The organism is Bacillus sp. Cr_A10 (assembly GCF_029222665.1).
Lineage (GTDB): Bacteria > Bacillota > Bacilli > Bacillales_A > Planococcaceae > Psychrobacillus.
Window position 1 is genome coordinate 52094 of record NZ_JARHXR010000009.1, and the last position, 20225, is coordinate 72318.

Annotated in this window: 15 protein-coding genes, 1 other RNA gene and 2 other annotated features; of the genes, 14 read left to right on the plus strand and 2 right to left on the minus strand. The window is 36.1% G+C overall.

What is annotated here, in order from left to right; genetic code table 11:
• Nucleotides 1–106: 106 nt before the first annotated feature.
• The 4 genes from recJ (at nucleotide 107) to dtd (ending at nucleotide 5774) form a co-directional block, all read left to right on the plus strand.
• Nucleotides 107–2461 (plus strand): single-stranded-DNA-specific exonuclease RecJ, encoded by a 2355-nt coding sequence (recJ, locus tag P2Q73_RS07190; RefSeq protein ID WP_056831575.1) that lies wholly within the window; start codon nucleotides 107–109, stop codon nucleotides 2459–2461.
• A complete protein-coding gene (locus P2Q73_RS07195; protein ID WP_056831577.1) occupies nucleotides 2452–2964 on the plus strand; it encodes an adenine phosphoribosyltransferase in 513 nt (170 codons plus the stop codon). The genes recJ and P2Q73_RS07195 overlap by 10 nt, the downstream gene beginning before the upstream one ends.
• A 164-nt stretch (nucleotides 2965–3128) precedes the next feature.
• The gene (locus tag P2Q73_RS07200; protein ID WP_053588790.1) at nucleotides 3129–5321 is read left to right on the plus strand and encodes a RelA/SpoT family protein; all 2193 of its coding nucleotides are present in this window, start codon (nucleotides 3129–3131) and stop codon (nucleotides 5319–5321) included.
• Between the two features lie 15 nt (nucleotides 5322–5336).
• On the plus strand, nucleotides 5337–5774 hold the full coding sequence (gene dtd / locus P2Q73_RS07205) for a D-aminoacyl-tRNA deacylase (protein WP_056831580.1): 438 nt from the start codon (nucleotides 5337–5339) through the stop codon (nucleotides 5772–5774).
• A gap of 216 nt (nucleotides 5775–5990) precedes the next feature.
• Here the strand turns inward: dtd and P2Q73_RS07210 are convergent, their stop codons facing one another.
• The gene (locus P2Q73_RS07210; RefSeq protein WP_056831582.1) at nucleotides 5991–7523 is read right to left on the minus strand and encodes an N-acetylmuramoyl-L-alanine amidase family protein; all 1533 of its coding nucleotides are present in this window, start codon (nucleotides 7521–7523) and stop codon (nucleotides 5991–5993) included.
• Nucleotides 7524–7637: 114 nt separating this feature from the next.
• Nucleotides 7638–7872: a binding site (T-box leader), on the plus strand.
• Between the two features lie 54 nt (nucleotides 7873–7926).
• Here P2Q73_RS07210 and hisS point away from each other — a divergent pair.
• From hisS to P2Q73_RS07235, 5 genes are all read left to right on the plus strand, one after another.
• Nucleotides 7927–9201, plus strand: a complete 1275-nt coding sequence (hisS, locus tag P2Q73_RS07215; RefSeq protein WP_056831584.1) for a histidine--tRNA ligase — start codon at nucleotides 7927–7929, stop codon at nucleotides 9199–9201.
• A gap of 14 nt (nucleotides 9202–9215) precedes the next feature.
• A complete protein-coding gene (aspS, locus tag P2Q73_RS07220; RefSeq protein WP_056831586.1) occupies nucleotides 9216–11000 on the plus strand; it encodes an aspartate--tRNA ligase in 1785 nt (594 codons plus the stop codon).
• Between the two features lie 44 nt (nucleotides 11001–11044).
• Nucleotides 11045–11229, plus strand: a non-coding RNA gene (ssrS, locus tag P2Q73_RS07225) — 6S RNA.
• Between the two features lie 198 nt (nucleotides 11230–11427).
• On the plus strand, nucleotides 11428–12189 hold the full coding sequence (locus P2Q73_RS07230; RefSeq protein ID WP_056831588.1) for a tRNA threonylcarbamoyladenosine dehydratase: 762 nt from the start codon (nucleotides 11428–11430) through the stop codon (nucleotides 12187–12189).
• Nucleotides 12190–12267: 78 nt separating this feature from the next.
• Nucleotides 12268–12462 (plus strand): hypothetical protein, encoded by a 195-nt coding sequence (locus tag P2Q73_RS07235; protein ID WP_056831590.1) that lies wholly within the window; start codon nucleotides 12268–12270, stop codon nucleotides 12460–12462.
• A gap of 108 nt (nucleotides 12463–12570) precedes the next feature.
• Here P2Q73_RS07235 and P2Q73_RS07240 read toward each other — a convergent pair whose 3' ends face one another.
• Nucleotides 12571–13857, minus strand: a complete 1287-nt coding sequence (locus P2Q73_RS07240) for a replication-associated recombination protein A (RefSeq protein WP_056831592.1) — start codon at nucleotides 13855–13857, stop codon at nucleotides 12571–12573.
• Between the two features lie 171 nt (nucleotides 13858–14028).
• On the opposite strand from P2Q73_RS07240, the gene cymR reads away from it, so the two are divergent.
• The 5 genes from cymR (at nucleotide 14029) to recD2 (ending at nucleotide 19856) form a co-directional block, all read left to right on the plus strand.
• Nucleotides 14029–14454, plus strand: a complete 426-nt coding sequence (gene cymR / locus P2Q73_RS07245; RefSeq protein WP_053588797.1) for a cysteine metabolism transcriptional regulator CymR — start codon at nucleotides 14029–14031, stop codon at nucleotides 14452–14454.
• A 13-nt stretch (nucleotides 14455–14467) separates the two neighbouring features.
• Complete coding sequence (locus tag P2Q73_RS07250) at nucleotides 14468–15604, plus strand: cysteine desulfurase family protein (RefSeq protein ID WP_056831593.1); 1137 nt, start codon at nucleotides 14468–14470, stop codon at nucleotides 15602–15604.
• A gap of 64 nt (nucleotides 15605–15668) precedes the next feature.
• Nucleotides 15669–16745 (plus strand): tRNA 2-thiouridine(34) synthase MnmA, encoded by a 1077-nt coding sequence (gene mnmA, locus P2Q73_RS07255; protein WP_481747149.1) that lies wholly within the window; start codon nucleotides 15669–15671, stop codon nucleotides 16743–16745.
• 16 nt (nucleotides 16746–16761) lie between these two features.
• On the plus strand, nucleotides 16762–17418 hold the full coding sequence (locus P2Q73_RS07260; protein WP_056831595.1) for a tetratricopeptide repeat protein: 657 nt from the start codon (nucleotides 16762–16764) through the stop codon (nucleotides 17416–17418).
• Nucleotides 17419–17438: 20 nt separating this feature from the next.
• Nucleotides 17439–19856 (plus strand): SF1B family DNA helicase RecD2, encoded by a 2418-nt coding sequence (recD2, locus tag P2Q73_RS07265; protein WP_275785305.1) that lies wholly within the window; start codon nucleotides 17439–17441, stop codon nucleotides 19854–19856.
• Between the two features lie 35 nt (nucleotides 19857–19891).
• Nucleotides 19892–20101, plus strand: a binding site (T-box leader).
• The last annotated feature ends 124 nt before the right edge of the window (nucleotides 20102–20225 follow it).

Below are 20225 nucleotides of genomic sequence, written 5' to 3' on the forward strand. Positions count from 1 at the left end.
AAATTTGGAAGCAGTTCTTGAACGTGAAGAGAGCCCGCTATATTTATGCATTTCCTATAAGCTCCGTCTGTAATTGTAGTATAATAGAGGTCAAGGAAGTGAAAATATGATTCAATCGCAAAAAAGATGGAAAATTTCAAGACCAGATGAACAATTAGTATCTACTTTTGAGAAGGAACTTTCTATACCTAGTGTTTGTGCAAAAGTAATGGTATCAAGAGGTTTTCAAACGGTAGAAGAAGCTTATAACTTTTTACATTTGACGAAAGACCATATACATAATCCTTTTTTACTGAATGGGATGGACGAGCTAGTTGCACGTGTTTTCAAAGCAATTGATCAACAAGAAAGGATTATGGTATATGGAGATTATGATGCTGATGGAATTACTAGTACTACAGTAATGATGAAAACCTTACTTTCTATGGGTGCAGATGTGATTTTTAAAATTCCGAATCGATTTATTGATGGCTATGGCCCTAGCGAGCGTTTATTCCAAGAAGCTTACGATGAAGGTGTAAGATTAATAATTACCGTAGATAATGGAATTTCTGGACTTAAACCAATTCAATTTGCAAAAGATCTTGGTATGGATGTAATTGTAACGGATCACCATGAACCAGGTGAGGAACTTCCTGTAGCAGATATCATTATACATCCCGGTTTAAAGAATACATCTTATCCGTTTCCACATTTAGCTGGAGTCGGTGTCGCATTTAAAGTAGCACATGCCTTATTAGGTGAGGTTCCTAAGGAGTTATATTACTTAGTTGCAATTGGAACAATTGCGGATTTAGTTTCCTTAACAGGAGAGAACCGCTACTTTGTGCAGCAAGGAATAAAGCAAATGAATGGGTCAAATCTGATAGCTATCGAAGCATTGGCAAAAGTTAGCGGAATTGAAGTGCCTACCATTAACGAGGAAACAGTAGGGTTTATGTTTGGACCCCGAATAAACGCAGTAGGTAGATTAGGTGAAGCAGCTCCAGGTGTTGAATTATTTTTAACAGAAGACATAGCTGATGCACACGCAATCGCAAACATGTTACATGAGAAAAACAAAGAAAGACAAGCCATTGTGAAACAGATATCCGACGAAGCTATTCAGTTAATTGAACAGGCTGGCAACATAGAAGGACCTAGTGTAATTGTTGTTGGTAAAAAAGATTGGAATCCTGGCGTCTTAGGAATTGTCGCTTCCAAACTCGTAGAAAAGTATTACCGCCCCGCAATCGTATTGGGGTTTGATGAAGAAAAACAAATTGCTAAAGGTTCTGCTAGAAGTATTGAAGGCTTCCATATGTTCAAGGAGCTCGCTAAAAATAGTGATATTATACCTCACTTTGGTGGACATCCTATGGCAGCAGGTATGACTTTGCCGCTTGATAATGTTGGAGAATTAAGAGATAGATTAATAGACCAAGCGAAAGCTTGTTTGACGGATGAGCATTTAATACCAGTTGTTTCAATCGATGTACCACTGGAAATGAATGAAATTACAACGGAAGCAATAGAATCCTTACAAAAACTTTCTCCCTTTGGGATGGATTTTGCTAAGCCCGTGTACTGTATAGAAAATGTGGAGGTTGCAACAGTACGAAAAATTGGTTCTGCACAAAACCATGTGAAAATGGAGCTCAAATATGGTGGTATAGCTTTGGATGCCATTGGCTTTGGTAAAGGAGAATTAGCGGATGAGATTTCACCAACAGCTAAACTCTCATTCATTGGAGATTTACAAATTAATGAATGGAATGGTCGGAAAAAACCTCAGCTAATGATTGAAGATGCCAAGTCAAACGATTGGCAGCTGTTTGATATACGTGGTATTCGTCAAGTAAATCGTTGGCTGCCGACGATACCTGTAGAAAAAAATGTATTTATTGCTTTTAACGAAGATACTGTTTCCCATTTTAACTCTCTTATAAAAGAAAAAATTTGGATTTTTACTGATCTAATAAATCATCAGATCAAAGCAGATTATGTCACTATATTGGATTTGCCAAATGATGAATCTTCTATTTATAAATTGTTAGAATACCACAATTGGTCAAGAGTCTATGCACACTTTTATGGCAATGATTCTATTTATTTTGAAGGACTTCCTTCTCGGGAACAGTTCAAATGGTATTTTTCATTTTTGTCTAAAAGAAAAACATTTGCATTGAAAAAGAATATTCATGAACTATCCAAACATACAGGCTGGAGTCAAAATACAATTAATTTTATGTCACAGGTGTTTTTTGAACTTAATTTTGTTAGAATAGACAATGGGATGTTAGTGTTAAATGAACAACTGACTAAGTCAGATTTATCGGAAGCACCAGCGTATAAACAACGAGAGAAACAAATAAAACTTGAACAAAAGCTATTATACGCCCCGTATATGGAGCTGAAACAATGGTTTGAAGAGCGGAAAGCAGTACAAACCGTTCCTGAGGAGGAGCATTTATGGATTTAAAGCAATATGTGACGACAGTAGAAGACTGGCCAAAACCAGGTATTAGTTTTAAAGATATTACAACAATTATGGATAATGGAGAAGCATATAAATATGCAACTGACCAAATTGTCGAATATGCTAAAAAAGTACAAGCAGATATTATTGTAGGACCTGAAGCACGTGGATTTATAATAGGTTGTCCTGTTGCCTATGCACTTGGTGTTGGATTTGCTCCTGTTCGTAAAGAGGGCAAGCTTCCTCGTGAAGTAATACGTGCAGAATATGGTTTGGAATATGGAAAAGATATTTTAACAATGCATAAAGATGCCGTGAAACCTGGTCAAAAGGTTCTTATCGTAGATGATTTACTTGCTACTGGTGGTACAATCGATGCGACTATTAAATTAGTAGAAGAGCTAGGTGGAGTTGTAGTTGGTTGTGCTTTCTTAATAGAGCTAACGTATTTAGAAGGAAGAAATAAGCTGGATAACTATGATATTTGCACATTGATGCAATACTAATTACTTCATTAACAAACTTTCTTTGAAAGCGTTGAGAGCTTTTATTTTCTTAAGCTTAGCTTTTCTCAACAGTCAAAGGGGTGGACTTTACAAGTCCATCTTTTTTTTTATACAATATAACTTATATACTATTCTAGAAATATAACGAAATCAGGTGACTTAGCATGGCAAAAGATCAAGTGAAGACAGCAGAAGATGTTTTCCAAACACTCTCTACTTATATGAATGAAGAGCATGTTTCCTTTGTCAAAAAAGCATATAATTTAGCAGAGCATGCGCATCGAGAACAATTCCGAAATTCTGGTGAACCATACATATTACATCCTATTCAAGTAGCCGGAATTCTAGCTGATCTTCAAATGGATCCCGAAACCGTTGCTGCTGGCTTTTTACATGATGTTGTAGAGGATACTGAATATACGAGAGAAGATATCGTTCGCGAATTTAATGAAGAAGTTGCACTACTAGTCGAAGGTGTTACAAAACTAGGTAAAATAAAATATATGTCAAAAGAAGAGCAGCAAGCGGAAAATCACCGAAAAATGTTCATTGCTATGGCACAAGATATACGTATTATTTTAATAAAGCTTGCAGACCGTTTACATAATATGCGTACGTTAAAACATTTACCGGAAGAAAAACAGCGACGTATTTCGAACGAAACATTAGAAATATTTGCTCCACTTGCCCATCGTCTTGGAATATCAGCAGTGAAATGGGAACTTGAGGATACAGCACTTCGCTATTTAAATCCCCAACAATATTATCGCATTGTTAATTTTATGAAAAAGAAGCGTACGGAACGAGAAGCGTATTTAAAAAATGTAATGAATGATATTCGTAAACAGTTAGATGATATGGAAGTAGATGCGGATATTTCGGGTAGACCAAAACATATATACAGTATTTATCGTAAAATGGTTGTTCAGAACAAACAATTTAATGAGATTTATGATTTGCTAGCTATGCGAATTATCGTCAACAGCATAAAAGATTGTTATGCCGTTTTAGGGGTTATCCATACACTGTGGAAACCAATGCCTGGTCGATTTAAAGACTATATAGCGATGCCGAAACAAAACTTATATCAATCACTCCATACGACTGTAATTGGTCCTAATGGTGATCCGTTAGAGGTGCAAATCCGCACAGAAGAAATGCATAATATTGCGGAATATGGGGTTGCAGCTCACTGGGCATACAAAGAAGGTAAAAAGGTTGAAAATAATAAACAAAATATTGACTCGAAATTAACATGGTTTAGAGAAATTTTAGAGTTTCAACAAGAATCTTCAAATGCGGAAGAGTTTATGGAATCTTTAAAATTCGATTTGTTCTCTGATATGGTTTACGTATTTACACCTAAAGGTGATGTAATTGAACTACCTGCAGGTTCAGTTCCAATAGATTTTGCATATCGAGTCCATTCTGAAGTTGGTAATAAAACCATTGGCGCGAAAGTGAACGGCAAAATGGTTCCGTTAGATACGAAGTTAAAAACAGGGGATATCATCGAGGTATTAACATCTAAGCAATCCTTTGGGCCAAGTCGCGATTGGGTAAAAATTGCCCAATCCTCACAAGCAAAAAATAAGATTAAGCAATTTTTTAAAAAGCAGCTTCGTGATGAGAACGTTATTAAAGGTAAAGAACAAATTGAAAAAGAAATTAAAGCACAGGAATTTGATGTAAAAGAAGTATTAACTCCTGATAACATTAAACGAGTATGCGAGAAGTATGCATTTGCCGGGGAAGAGGATTTGTATGCTGCTGTTGGCTTCAATGGAATTACAGCACAGCAAGTTGTAAATCGTTTAGCTGAGAAAATGCGGAAAATTCGCGACCAAGAAGAAGCACTCGAAAAAATTACAACTGAAATGAAAGCTCCGGCACCTAAAAAGTCAACTGAATCTGGTGTTGTTGTAAAAGGCATAGAAAATTTGTTAATACGACTTTCTAGATGTTGTAGCCCTGTACCTGGAGATGAAATAGTAGGTTTTATAACTAAAGGAAGAGGAGTCTCAGTTCACCGAGCAGATTGCCCTAACGTTCAAAGTGATGAATCCCACTCTAGAATAATCGAGGTGGAATGGGAGCAATCGGATACTCCAATGAAAAAAGACTATCAAGTAGATATAGAAGTATCTGCTTTTGATCGAGCTGGTCTATTAAACGAAGTACTGCAAGTAGTAAATGAGTCAAAAACGAACATCGCTGCTGTAAGTGGAAAAATAGAAAATGATATTGCAACGATTAATATGACAATAAAAATCACAGATATTGCCCATTTACATAAAGTGGCTGATCGTATTAAGCAATTGCCGGATGTATATTCGGTTCAACGAATTATAAATTAAAGGGGTTTTTTTCTCATGAAAGTATTATTACAGCGTTGCAAAAATGCATCTGTAACAGTTGATGGGGAAATTACTGGCTCCATTGGTCATGGATATCTATTATTAGTCGGCATTACTTCAACAGATAGTGAAAAAGAAATAAACTATTTAACCGACAAAATTGCTGGACTACGTTTATTTGAAGATGCAGAAGGAAAGATGAATCACTCTATTGTAGAAGCAGGTGGATCTATCCTTTCTGTTTCCCAATTTACGTTATACGCAGATACTCGAAAGGGAAGAAGACCGAGTTTTATTGATGCAGCACGTCCAGAAATTGCAAAGCCTTTATGGGAGTTATTTAATGATAAGCTTCGAGAGAAAGGGTTTGTTGTAGAAACCGGGATTTTTGGTGCTATGATGGACGTTACTTTTACAAATGATGGACCTGTGACGATAATGTTAGAAGCATAAAAAGTGGTAGTGGAAAAAAGTCAATATAATTCAGACAGTAAACAAAACTCAAAAATATGAGGTGTATACTGTCTTTTTATTTTTTGAGTTTTTAAGTATTTTTGTTGTTTCCACAAGACTATGTAATAAGAAAATAAAAAAAGGGAGCGATAAGTTTCATAGTCACTTACCGCTCTTCAAAATTTCACCTTAAAAATAATTGTATGATTGGTTTCACTATTTCTCTAACTGATCATCAAAATAGTTAATGATTCCATTATATATTCCGTGTGTTGCTTGTTCTCTATATTTTTCTGTTGTTACTTGACGTTCTTCGTTTGCGTTACTCAAATAACCTAACTCTATTAAAATAGCTTTCTGTTTATTTTCTCGAAGAATTAAATAATTTCCAGGTTGTGTTCCTCTGTCTTTCAGAGAAACCATATCGCTCAGTTCTTTATGAACATAGGAAGCTAATTCTTTTTGGTAATCATACATATAGTATGTAGTCAATCCTCGGACGGAGTTATTTTCAATTGCATCGTAATGTAGACTGATAAAAGCATCTGCAGCGTTTTGATGACTTATAGATACTCGTTTACGTAAATCAACGTAAACATCAGATTCTCTTGTCATGATGACGTTTGCCCCTGCAGATTTCAATTTAGTAGATAATAACTCTGCAGTTAATAGCGTAATATCTTTTTCATCCGTTCCTAATGCTCCGGTAGTTCCACGGTCATTTCCGCCATGTCCAGCATCAATTACTAGAGTTAGACCATTTAAAGTTCCTTTTTTACGACTTTCTGTTGGTTTTTCAGAAGTTATTGGTGCAGAATCATTTGTTGAAACGACCCAACTTGCTACGAAAGCAGTCGTTTTATCTGCTAGCTCAATTTTATACCAATCATTTATTTTTTCAATTACAGTAAAAGTTTCACCAGCATCCACCCGGGCAACCACTTCACTACTAGTTGCACTATCGGAACGTAAATTTGTTCCATTGTATAGAATTTTAATTGTTTCATTAGACGTGGCTGATTGAACGGATGATTTTGGTTGCTCTGCGAAATTACCATAAAAGCTATAAACCCATCCCTTTTTACCGTTCTTTAATTTTATTTGAACCCAATTATGATCTTTTTCGAGAATTTCAAAGGCCTGGTTTTTTTCGACTTGTCCGATTTTCCTTGAAGATAGATCTGGCTTCGCACGAACATTAAGAATATCTACTGAAACCACAAACATATCTCCGCTGGAGGTGACTTCAGTTTTCGGCTGTTCTTCTTTTGTTTGGTCTACTATTGAAACGTATTCACTATGTACCCAACCCTTTTGATCGTTGAAAGCTATCTCAATCCATTCACCTTCTGATTTTAAGGCAATAAATTGATTTCCTTCTTGTAGTTGGCCAATTACTGCAGACGATAATGAAGGTTCTTTACGGACATTTAGTTTATTTACTTTTGAAACAATTTGTTTATTTGTTATTTCAATTGCTTCGCTTTTTGTATACCAACTAGCGACCCAACCATTTGTTTCTCCATAATTGATTTGTAGCCAATCATTTTCTTTACCAATAACTGTGAGCTTATCATCTTGCTCCACTGTACCTATTACGTTATATGTAAGACCAGGACCAGAACGAACTTTAAGTGATTCCACATTTACTGTCACATCATTTTCTTGTGCATAAACATGAAAAACAGGTATAACTAAAATAATAGAAATAATGATAAATGTCATTTTCTGCATTAGTTTGTCGATCATTGTATCCCCCCTATCCTTATTGTAAATATTCTGTCATGAAATTTCTACCTTTTGTTTAAAAAGGTTGACTTATTTCATTCCTGTTATTAAGATAAAGTATAATTATATTCAATTAACAAACCTGTGACCGAAAAAGTAGCTGTGATAAACGGATGACTAGAGAGGGAGAGACGCGGCTGAAATCTTTCCTACAGACGAAAACAGTGAACAACATTCGAGAGGTTTTTTGTCGAAAAAGAATTCTTTAGTAGGCAAAAACGGGGCTGGTCGTTATCCAGAAATGAGAGGGTCAATTGTTTGACCAACTAGGGTGGAACCGCGGAAGCTAATATTAGCTCTCGTCCCTTGCTATTAAGCAAGGGATGGGGGCTTTTTTTATTTGTCATAGAAAGGGGCAATAGCCATGGATATTAAGGTGCCAAGAGGAACACAGGACATTTTGCCAAGTGAAACAGGCAAATGGCAAATAGTAGAGGATTTAATCAGAGAGACATGTCGACTATATCAATATAAAGAAATTAGAACTCCTGTATTTGAACATACTGAATTGTTCACTAGAAGTGTGGGTGATACAACGGATATTGTCCAAAAAGAAATGTATACATTTCAAGATAGAGGGAACCGTTCATTGACATTAAGACCTGAGGGAACTGCTTCGGCAGTAAGAGCATTTGTTGAGCATAAAATGTTTGGATACCCTGATCAACCTGTGAAGTTATATTATATGGGTCCGATGTTCCGATATGAAAGACAACAAGCAGGAAGGTATCGTCAGTTTGTTCAATTTGGAATTGAAGCAATTGGAAGTGCGGATCCTGCAATTGACGCAGAGGTAATTTCATTAGCGATGTCAGTCTATCAAAAAGCGGGATTAAAAAAATTAAAGCTTGTTATCAATTCTCTAGGGGATACGGAAAGTCGAGTAGCTCATAAAGAAGCGTTAGTAAATCACTTTGAACCACATATCGAAGCGTTTTGTTCAGATTGCCAAAATAGACTTCAAAAAAATCCCCTTCGTATTTTAGATTGTAAAGTTGACCGTAACAACCCATTAATGGCTACTGCTCCATCTTTAGCAGATTTTTTAAATGAAGAATCAGCAGCTTATTTTGAAAAAGTTAAAGATTATTTAACGGCACTTAATATCGAATTTGAAGTAGATCCAAATTTAGTACGTGGTCTAGATTATTACAATCATACTGCATTTGAAATTATGAGTGCTGCGGAAGGATTCGGGGCAATTACGACACTTGCTGGTGGTGGAAGATATAACGGATTAGTAGAAGAATTAGGTGGGCCAGCATCTCCAGGAATTGGATTCGCAATGAGTATAGAAAGATTATTACTTGCTATTGAAGCAGAGAATAAGGAATGGGCTGATCCATCCTCATTAGATGTATATGTTATTGGTATGGGAGAGACTGCTAAGAAAAAAGCGGTAGAACTTACGTATGAACTCCGTCAAAATAATATCACTTCTGAAATGGATTACTTAGATCGAAAAATCAAAACACAAATGAAATCAGCAGATCGTCTCAAAGCAAAATTTGTGCTTGTAATCGGTGACGATGAAATGGAAAAAGAAAGTGTTATGCTTAAAAATTTATCAAACGGAGAGCAACAACTTGTTCCTTGGGTTCAGTTAGTAGAGCAATTGAAAAATAGTATTTTAGCTTGAGTGGAGGAAGAAAAATGAAAAGAACACATACTAGTGGTGAATTAAATGAACAACATATTGGCGAATCTGTCCAGCTAATCGGATGGGTACAAAAAAGAAGAGACTTGGGTGGATTGATTTTTGTTGATGTTAGAGATCGTTCCGGGTTAGTTCAAGTAGTATTCAATCCTGAACTTTCACAATCTGCAATCGATGTAGCGGATAAACTTCGTAATGAATACATTATTGAAGTTCATGGTACAGTGATTGCTCGTGCTGAAAATCAAATTAACCCTAATATTCCTTCTGGCTCAATAGAGGTTCATGCAACGGAAGTAACAATAATAAACGAAGCTAAAACTCCACCATTTCCTATAGAAAATCAAACGGATGCTGGGGAAGATATTCGTTTGAAATACCGCTATTTAGATTTAAGAAGACCAGTAATGTATGACACATTTAAAATGCGTTCTGATATTACAAAAACAGTAAGACGTTTCTTAGATGAAGAAGGATTTTTAGAAGTAGAAACACCGATTCTTACAAAATCAACACCTGAAGGTGCTCGTGACTATTTAGTTCCTAGTCGTGTACACCCAGGAGAATTTTATGCATTACCACAATCACCACAATTATTTAAACAAATGTTAATGGTATCCGGTTTCGAAAAGTACTACCAAATAGCTAGATGTTTCCGTGATGAAGATTTACGTGCGGACCGTCAACCAGAATTCACACAAATCGACATGGAAATGAGCTTCTTATCGATGGATGAAATTTTGGAAATGAATGAACGAATGATGAAAAAAATTATGAAAGATGTAAAGGGCATCGACGTAACCATTCCTTTTAATCGTATGAACTATGATGAAGCGATGGATCGTTTTGGATCTGATAAACCAGATGTACGTTTTGGTTTGGAATTAGTAGACCTATCCGAAATTGTGAAAGATAGTGCATTTAAAGTATTTGCTTCCGCAGTTGAGAATGGTGGGCAAGTTAAAGCAATTAACGTTAAGGGAGCAGCAGATAACTATTCAAGAAAAGATATTGACGCTCTTGGTGAGTTTGCGGCTGTTTATGGTGCAAAAGGTCTTGCTTGGTTAAAAGTGGACCAAGAAGGTTTGAAAGGACCTATCGCTAAGTTCTTTGAAGGAGATGCTGCAACAAGCTTAATTGAAACATTAGAAGCTACTGCAGGAGACTTACTATTATTTGTTGCGGATAAAAAATCAGTTGTAGCTGATGCACTTGGAGCACTTCGTATGAAGTTAGGGAAAGACCTTCAACTAATCGATGAAAGTAGATTTGAATTCTTATGGGTAGTTGATTGGCCGTTATTTGAATACGATGAAAAAGAAGGGCGTTATTATGCTGCGCATCATCCTTTCACAAGACCTTTCGACGAGGATCTTGCTTTAATGGATTCAGAACCGAGTAAAGTGCGAGCACAAGCTTATGACTTAGTGTTAAACGGATATGAGCTTGGTGGAGGGTCATTACGTATTTATTCTAGAGACGTTCAAGAGAAAATGTTTGAAATTCTTGGTTTCTCAGAAGAAGAAGCGAAAGAGCAATTTGGTTTCTTAATGGAAGCATTTGAATACGGAACGCCTCCACATGGCGGGGTAGCTTTCGGTTTAGATCGTTTAGTTATGTTGCTTTCAGGGAGAACAAATCTTCGTGACACTATCGCATTTCCGAAAACAGCAAGCGCTAGTTGCTTGTTAACTCAGGCTCCTAGTTCTGTAGCTTCAGCCCAACTTGAGGAATTAAGCCTAAATGTGATTGTTCAGAATAGTGAGAAAATATCACGATAAAATAATTGAAGTTTAAAAAATGTTGTGCTATCATACAAGTAATACGAATCCTGATGTGTTCGCAACGTGCTAATCAGTTTTGACCGAACAACTATATCGTCGGGAGTCTAACTTTTATTATAAATGACATGCCCTTAATAGGGACGCCAGGATTAATAAAGAGGACACCCACCTGCTAAATGCGGGTTCAAAACGATACGCTTTATTTGTCGGCACTATTGGGATTCGTCCTAAATTACTTATATCCCCTCTAGCAAGAATTGCTGGGGGGTTTTTCATGGCTATAACTAGAATGATGGTTCACCCAACTTGAATTTGGGAATTCCATTTAGAGTTTTCACCTACAAGTGAGGTACATAAGCTGAACTCAAGTGAGATAAGACGAATTTAATATTCAACTAATATGTTATAAATGGAGTGTTTTAGTATGTTACATCAATTTTCTAGAAATGAACTAGCAATAGGGCAAGAAGGTATCGAATTATTAAAAAATACAACTGTTGCCATATTAGGTGTTGGTGGAGTAGGGTCATTTGCAGCTGAAGCATGTGCTAGAAGCGGTATCGGCCGAATCATATTAGTAGATAAAGACAATGTAGATATTACTAATATCAATCGACAATTAGTAGCTTATATGTCTACGATTGGACGCTCTAAATCCGAAGTGATGAAAGAAAGAATTGCGGATATTAATCCAGAATGTGAAGTAATTGACATGCATATGTTTTATACAGAAGAAACATATGAACAGTTTTTCGAATTGGGAATAGATTATGTAATCGATGCATCAGATACGATTATTTATAAAATCCATCTAATGAAAGAATGCTTAAAACGTGGTATTAAAATAATTTCAAGTATGGGTGCCGCAAACAAAACAGATCCAACTCGTTTTAAAATTGCGGATATCTCTAAAACTCATACGGATCCTATTGCTAAAATAATTCGAACTAAATTACGTAAAGAGGACCATATTTCAAAAGGAATTCCTGTCGTGTTTTCAGATGAAAGCCCAATAATTGTTCGTGAAGATGTAGTTGGAACTGTTGGAAAACCAGACGCAGCAATTCGTAAAGCGAAAATGCCGCCATCTTCCAATGCTTTTGTTCCATCTTCTGTTGGTTTAATTTGTGCTAGTTGGGTCATTAATAATATCACGAAGGATATTCATATAAATCGAGTACAATAATTTGTTGAAAATTTTTCCTTTTAGCCTATACTAGTATTAAAGAAAAAGAAAAGTGTACAAAAGAGGAGGTAGTCATATATGACAGAGCTAAATAATCAAGATGCTCCAAAAAAGAAAATGACATTACAAGAAGCAGTGAAACAAAAGCTTGAAGAAAAGAAAAACCAAGCTTCTGGCGGAAAATCAGTAGGAAACGGTACAGCAACCAACCAAAAAATGAAGAGCCAACAGACGAAGAAAGTGAGTAATACTAGACGCAAGATGGGTGTTTAAAGGTATTACAATATAGAATCGTTAACTAAATGGTCTGCGACGAGCTTTGCGCAGAAGCACTAAAAAGTAAAAATCCAGTCATGTTTGGAATGACTGGATTTTTGCTTTTTATTTTTCTATTTTAAACTTTTCTAACCTATTATATATGGCGGAAAGTCGTTTTTCTTCTCCTGCTTCGATTGGGGTATAGAATTTGCTTCCGATAAGATTATCAGGTAAGTAGGTTTGATTGACCCATCCTCCGAATGTACCGATTTTATGATCATGAGGATAAATATACCCTCCATGACCTAGGTCCTTAGCTCCCGCGTAATGTGTATCTTTTAAATGGCTAGGAATGTCTCCTATTTTGCCTTGATGTATACTTGCAATTGCAGCATCTAAAGCTGAATATGCTGAATTGGATTTCTCAGAAAGACACATTAAAACTACAGCGTTCGCTAAAGGGATTCGGGCTTCTGGGAGTCCTAGTCTTTCTGCAGACTGAATCGCTGCAAGCACTTGTGGACCAATAGAAGGATTTGCAAGGCCGATATCCTCATAACTCATAACAAGCAATCTTCTTGAAACAGCAACTAAGTCTCCGTTTTCAAGTAAATGCGCCAAATAGTAAAGTGCGGCATCTGTGTCACTTCCACGTACGGACTTTTGTAAAGCTGATAAGAGGTTATAAAAGTGAGAGCCCTTTTTATCTCCAAAAACACCCACTCTATCCACAAGACTGTTCAATATAGAATCTTCCACTTTCGTAACGCCGTTTTCTTCAAAGCTAGCAAATATGGTTGATTCTAATAAGGTTAATGCTTTTCTTGCATCTCCGTTTGCCGCATCCGCTATTTTTTTTCTTTGTTCATTGCTTATTTCAATAGCTACGTTTCCGAGCCCTTTCTCAGAGTCTTCAAGTGCTCTTTTTAGCAGAAGATCTACGTCCTCTGATGTAAGCCTTTTTAGTTGTTTAATTTCTCCACAACGGGATCGTATTGCAGGGTTTACATCGTGAAATGGATTTTCGGTTGTTGCACCTATCAATATAATAGAGCCATTTTCTACGTGAGGTAATAATGTATCCTGTTGAAGTTTATTAAAACGATGGATCTCATCTAAAAATAAAATGACCTTCCCCGTTAATCTCGCATCAGCTACGACATCTTCTACATCTTTTTTGCCAGCCTTTGTTGCATTTAATGCTACAAAAGGTAGTTTAGTTGTACCTGCAATTGCAAATGCAAGCGAAGTCTTGCCAACTCCTGGGTCCCCATATAAAAGCATAGAAGGGACATGTCCATTTTTTATCATTTTATATAATGCTGTATCTTTTCCGATAACATGTTGTTGTCCAGCTATTTCATCTATTGTTTGGGGTCTCATTCTATATGCTAAAGGTTCATTATTCAAAATGATCTCTCCTTATTCAAACATCTGTTCTTTAATTATAACGAAGTAGAGCTGAAAAGTCATTTTGAAGTCGTTATATGATGTATTTATGCTATACTAGGGAAAGAATTTTTCAATTCCTGTGCTACGAGTATGCACAGGCTAATTAGATATTTAATGGGGTGGAATATATTGAAGTTTTCAACAAAAGGACGTTATGGATTAACCATTATGATAGCGCTAGGTAAACAGTACGGAGAGGGTCCATTGGCACTTCGTCAAATTGCATCGGATCATAATTTATCGGAGGCTTATCTTGAACAAATTGTATCTCCTCTTCGAAATGCAGGACTAGTTAAAAGTGTCAGAGGCGCTTACGGTGGATATATGCTATCGAAAGTCCCTAACGAAATTACTGCAGGTGATGTTATTCGTGTACTAGAAGGACCTATTCAAATAGTTGAAGGTATTGAAGAGGAAGAGCCACCACAACGAGAGCTTTGGATGCGTATTCGTGACGCAGTGAAAAATGTGTTAGAGACGACTACAATCGAAGATTTAGCAAAACATACAGAAGATGATCCAAAGAATAATGATGGATATATGTTTTACATTTAAGGAGTAGTTCGAAATGACTAGAATTTATTTAGATCACGCCGCAACAACACCGATGGCAGAAGAAGTGATCAGAACCTTTACAGCTGAAATGAACGATGAATATGGCAATGCTTCAAGTATTCATCAAACAGGCCGAAGAGCACGGAAGAAACTAGATGAATCAAGAACCATTCTAGCTTCAAGTATAGGGGCAAATGTAAACGAAGTAACCATTACTAGTGGTGGGACGGAAGCAGATAATTATGCTATTTTTGGGACTGCTTTTGCACGAGTGCAAGAAGGAAAACATATTATTACATCCCAAGTCGAACATCATGCTGTTTTACATGCATGTGAACAATTAGAACGTGAAGGTTTTGAAGTAACTTATTTACCTGTAAATGAAGAAGGAATCATTAAGGTCGATGACTTGAAAAATTCACTTCGAGACGATACTATATTAGTTTCTATCATGTTTGGAAACAATGAGGTGGGTTCTGTTCAGCCAATTCGTGAAATTGGACAGCTTTTAAAAGATCATCCTGCTTACTTTCATACAGATGCAGTTCAAGCATACGGTAGTATCTTGATTAATGTGCAAGAACTTCATATTGATTTACTTAGCGTTTCTAGTCATAAAATTAATGGTCCAAAAGGTATTGGTTTTTTATATCAACGAAATGGAATATACTTAAAACCATTATTTTATGGTGGTCAACAAGAAAGAAAGAAACGTGCAGGAACAGAAAATGTTCCTGCAGTAGTTAGTTTTGCAAAAGCTGTGGAGTTAAAGCAACAACACTTAGAGGAAAATAGTAGGGCATTAAACAGTCTAAAAAATGCTTTTGTCCAACAATTAATAAACAATGGTGTTGATTTTTCTATTAATGGATCTAAAGTAAATGTTCTTCCACATGTATTAAATATTAGTTTTCCAAAAACAGATGTAGAAACGTTTTTAGTTCAACTTGATTTAGCAGGTATTGATGCCTCTAGCGGTTCAGCTTGTACTGCAGGTTCTATAGATCCATCACATGTTTTAGTCGCAATGTTTGGTGAGAAATCCCCAGAGCTAAGGAATTCTGTACGCTTTAGCTTTGGAATCAATAATTCGGAATCTCAAGTAATTGAAGCAGCAAATAGAATTAGTAAAATTATTCTAGGATTTTAACGAATAATTAGAAATGAGTGTTTAAAAAGTGAAAAAAATAGAGGATACACGAGTAGTAGTTGGAATGTCCGGTGGAGTCGATTCATCCGTTGCAGCATATTTGTTAAAAGAACAGGGATATGATGTAATCGGTATATTTATGAAAAATTGGGATGACACCGATGAATTTGGAGTATGTACAGCTACGGAGGACTATGATGATGTTATTAAAGTATGTAACCAAATCGGTATTCCGTATTATGCTGTAAATTTTGAGAAGCAATATTGGGATAAAGTTTTTACGTATTTCCTAGAGGAATATAAAGCAGGTAGAACACCAAATCCAGATGTTATGTGTAACAAAGAAATTAAATTCAAAGCATTTTTGGAGCATGCTCTTGCACTTGGAGCGGATTATTTAGCAACTGGTCATTATGCCCAAGTGGAAGTAAGAGATGGACAAACTCGTATGCTCCGCGGAAAAGATGCTAACAAAGATCAAACGTATTTCCTAAATCAATTAAACCAAGACCAATTAGAAAAAGTAATGTTTCCCATTGGTCACTTAGAAAAGAAAAAAGTGCGTGAAATTGCTCTTGAACAAGGTCTTGCAACTGCAACTAAAAAAGATTCTACTGGAATTTGTTTTATTGGAGAACGAAACTTTAAAGAGTTTTTAGGTCAGTATTTGCCTGCTCAACAAGGCGTGATGGAAACGATGGATGGTAAACCAATGGGTAAACATGATGGGTTAATGTACTATACAATTGGTCAACGTCATGGTTTAGGTATCGGTGGACCAGGTGATCCATGGTTTGTTATTGGTAAGGATTTAGAAAGAAATGTATTGTTAGTTGGTCAAAATATTAATAATGATGCACTATTTTCTACAAGCCTAAAAGCTACAGGTCTTTCTTTCACTACTACTATAGAAAAACCAAAAAGTTTCGATTGCACAGCTAAATTTAGATATCGTCAAGAGGATGTCGGAGTTCACGTGGAATTACTTCCAAATGATGAGGTTTTAGTTACTTTTGATATGCCGGTACGTGCCATTACACCAGGACAAGCAGTTGTTTTCTATCAAGGAGACGAGTGTTTAGGTGGAGCAACGATTGATAAAGTGTTCAAAGATGGTATGCAATTGGATTACGTCGGCTAATTGGGAGGAATATACAATGAATTTTAATGAATTGGGTATACAAGCCATTCAAGAAGAAAACTATGAAAAAGCAGCAGAGTTATTCACGAAGGCGATTGAAGAAAATCCAAATGAAGTAATTGGATATATCAATTTTGGAAATTTGCTAGCATCTATGAATGAAAATGAACGGGCAGAAAGATTCTTTCAAAAAGCTATCGTAATAGATGAACATGCTGCGACAGCTTATTATAGTTTAGCTAATTTATATTTTGAAGTTGACCGATTTGAGGAAGCGGCGAAGTTATACGAAAAAGCAATAGCTAATGGAATTGAAGGTCCGGATGCTTATTTTATGTTAGGAAAAAGCTTTGAAAAACTAGGTCAAACAAAGTTGTCGCTTCCATACTTTCAAAGGGCATATGAGATAGACTCACACGATTTACAAATAAAGCTATCTTATGCTATTGCTCTAGCAAGTTTTGAAATGTTTGTAGAGGCGGAACCAATTTTAAAAGAAATTTTACTAGCAGATACAGAAAATGCGGATGCCCACTATAATCTAGGTGTGCTTTATGCAGTGTCCACTACAAATACTGAGGCGGCACTACACCATTTAAAAGAAGCTTATACCATTCAACCAAGTTATGATCAAGCACGTTATGTGTACGATATGATTTCTCTACGCAATTAACTACAATCGGAGGCGGTAGTATGACCATGGAAATAAATAATGAAAAACAATTTATTACTGGTCGTCCTATCGTTTCTATTTTTCATAATCCCCAAAACCTATTTTCTATCATTAAATTAAAGATTAAATCTACTAACACTACATACAAAGAAAAAGAAATAATTGTGACTGGCTACTTTCCACCTTTAGTTTTGGAAGAAGCCTATAAATTTACTGGGGTTATAAAAAATCACCCCAAATATGGCGTTCAATTTCAAACAGAAACTTTTCAGAAGGAAGTTCCTGCAACAGAACAAGGGATCGTTCATTATTTATCTAGTGATATGTTTCCTGGGATTGGAAGGAAAACGGCAGAACAAATAGTGAAGATGCTTGGTCAAAATGCTATTAATAGAATATTAGATGATCCAACTGCACTAGATGTAATTCCGAAACTAGCTGAAGATAAAAAGCAAACATTAAGAGCTGTTTTGGAACAAAACTTAGGTCTAGAAAAAGTAATGATCCAGCTCAATGAATGGGGTTTTGGTCCTCAGGTTGCGATGAAAATATATCAGGCATACCGAGAAGAAACAATAGATGTATTAACCAAAAATCCATATCGTCTAATTGAAGAAGTTGAGGGAGTAGGATTTGTTCGAGCGGATGAACTAGGATATAAACTCGGTATTCAAGGTAATCATCCGGATCGTATAAAAGCGGCCATTTTCCACTTATTACAGACTGCTTCTCTAAGTGAGGGTCACGTTTTTTTATATGCGGAACAATTATTGGAATCTGTCAAAAGTTTATTGGAAAGTGCACAAAGAGAGGAAATCTCTTATGAAGCAATCACAAAGTGTTGTATTGAGCTCTCCGAGGAAAAACGAATTGTAGGAGAAATCAATCGATTCTACATCCCTTCCCTTTATTTTTCAGAAGTAGGAATTAGCTCTAAAATTGAAACATTACTTAATGAAAATGATTCACATCATAAGTTTCCTCTATCTGAAATGAAAAAGCATCTCGGTGGTATAGAAGAAAGACTTGGGGTTCAATATGCTAAGACGCAAGTACAAGCGATTGAAACGGCGCTCAATTCAAGTATGACACTTCTCACTGGTGGTCCTGGAACTGGGAAAACGACAGTAGTAAGAGGAATTGTTGAGTTGTACGGTGAGCTTCATGGACTTTCCCTAGATCCAAAAGAGTGGGCAAAAGACAAAAAGCCTTTTCCTGTAGTTCTAGCTGCCCCTACCGGTAGAGCTGCAAAGCGTTTAAGTGAATCTACAGAATTACCTGCTATGACTATTCATCGATTATTAGGCTTTAATGGACAAGAAGATTCGGAAGCAGAAGGGAAAGAAATCGAAGGGAAATTAATTATTATTGATGAAACTTCGATGCTTGACACTTGGCTTGGTCACCAGTTATTAAAAGCTATCCCAAAGGATGCCCAGGTTATCTTTGTAGGTGACCAAGACCAATTACCACCTGTTGGCCCAGGGCAAGTCTTAAAAGATTTGTTGGCTTCTGAACGAATTCCAACCGTGGAGTTAAAAGATATTTATCGCCAATCGGAAGGATCCTCTATTATAGAGTTGGCACATGAAATGAAAAATGGGCAAGTCCCTCAAACTTTATTGGAAAAGACGAAGGACCGTTCTTTTATTAAAGCATCTACGGAACAAATCCCAAAAGTAGTTGAACAAGTATTAAAAAGTGCACTCACAAAGGGATTTTCTATACGTGATATTCAAGTATTGGCCCCTATGTATAGAGGCCCAGCTGGAATAGATGCCTTAAATAAAATGATTCAAGAAATGGTGAATCCTAATACGGATGGCAAGCGAAAAGAAATGGTATTTGGGGAAACGATATACCGTATAGGGGACAAGGTACTTCAACTAGTTAACCAACCGGAAAGTAATGTATTTAATGGTGATATGGGTGAGGTAGTAAGTATTTTTAAAGCTGCAGAGACGGTTGAAAAGAAAGAAATGCTTGTTATTTCATTTGATGGAAACGAAGTAACATATGAAAAAAATGATTTAAGTCAAATTACATTAGCTTACTGTTGCTCCGTTCATAAATCACAAGGTAGTGAATTCCAAACAGTTATTATGCCAATAACGAGAAGTTATATGAAAATGCTAAGAAGAAATCTATTATACACAGGTATAACAAGAGCAAAAAACTTCTTAATATTATGTGGAGACCCAGAAGTTTTTAAGTTTGGTGTACAACGAAAAGATGACCTTCAACGATTGACAACTTTAAAGAACCGTTTAACTTTAAGTGAGGAAAAAAATAATATAAGTGAAGAAAATATAGAAGAGACAATCGCGGAAATTCAAACGGACTCTACTTACTTGTCAGCGGACAATTATCACCAAATCGATCCATTAATCGGAATGAATGGTATTACTCCTTATCAATTTATGGAAGGCGATAATTGACATTGGTAGGATAGTTTTTTATAATCAAATGCATAAGCAAATCGATGATAGAGAAAGTACTCTTGTTTACTGTAAAGAGAAAGATTCCTTGGCTGAAAGAATCTTCAGATCTTAACAAGTAGGAAAGCTACTCTTGAGTGCAGTCAAAACCTGCCGTATAGCCGCGTTAAGGTTACTGAGAGACACAATAATTTTGTATTGTGTAACTAGGGTGGTACCGCGAAATTATAGCTTTCGTCCCTTTTTTAGGGATGAAGGCTTTTTTTATTTTATTCAGTAGATTATTTACATTTTCTTTAGTTGTGGGAAATGGAAAATATAGTGATAATCCATTATGTTGAATAAAATGAAAGCCTTCGGCGATTGACC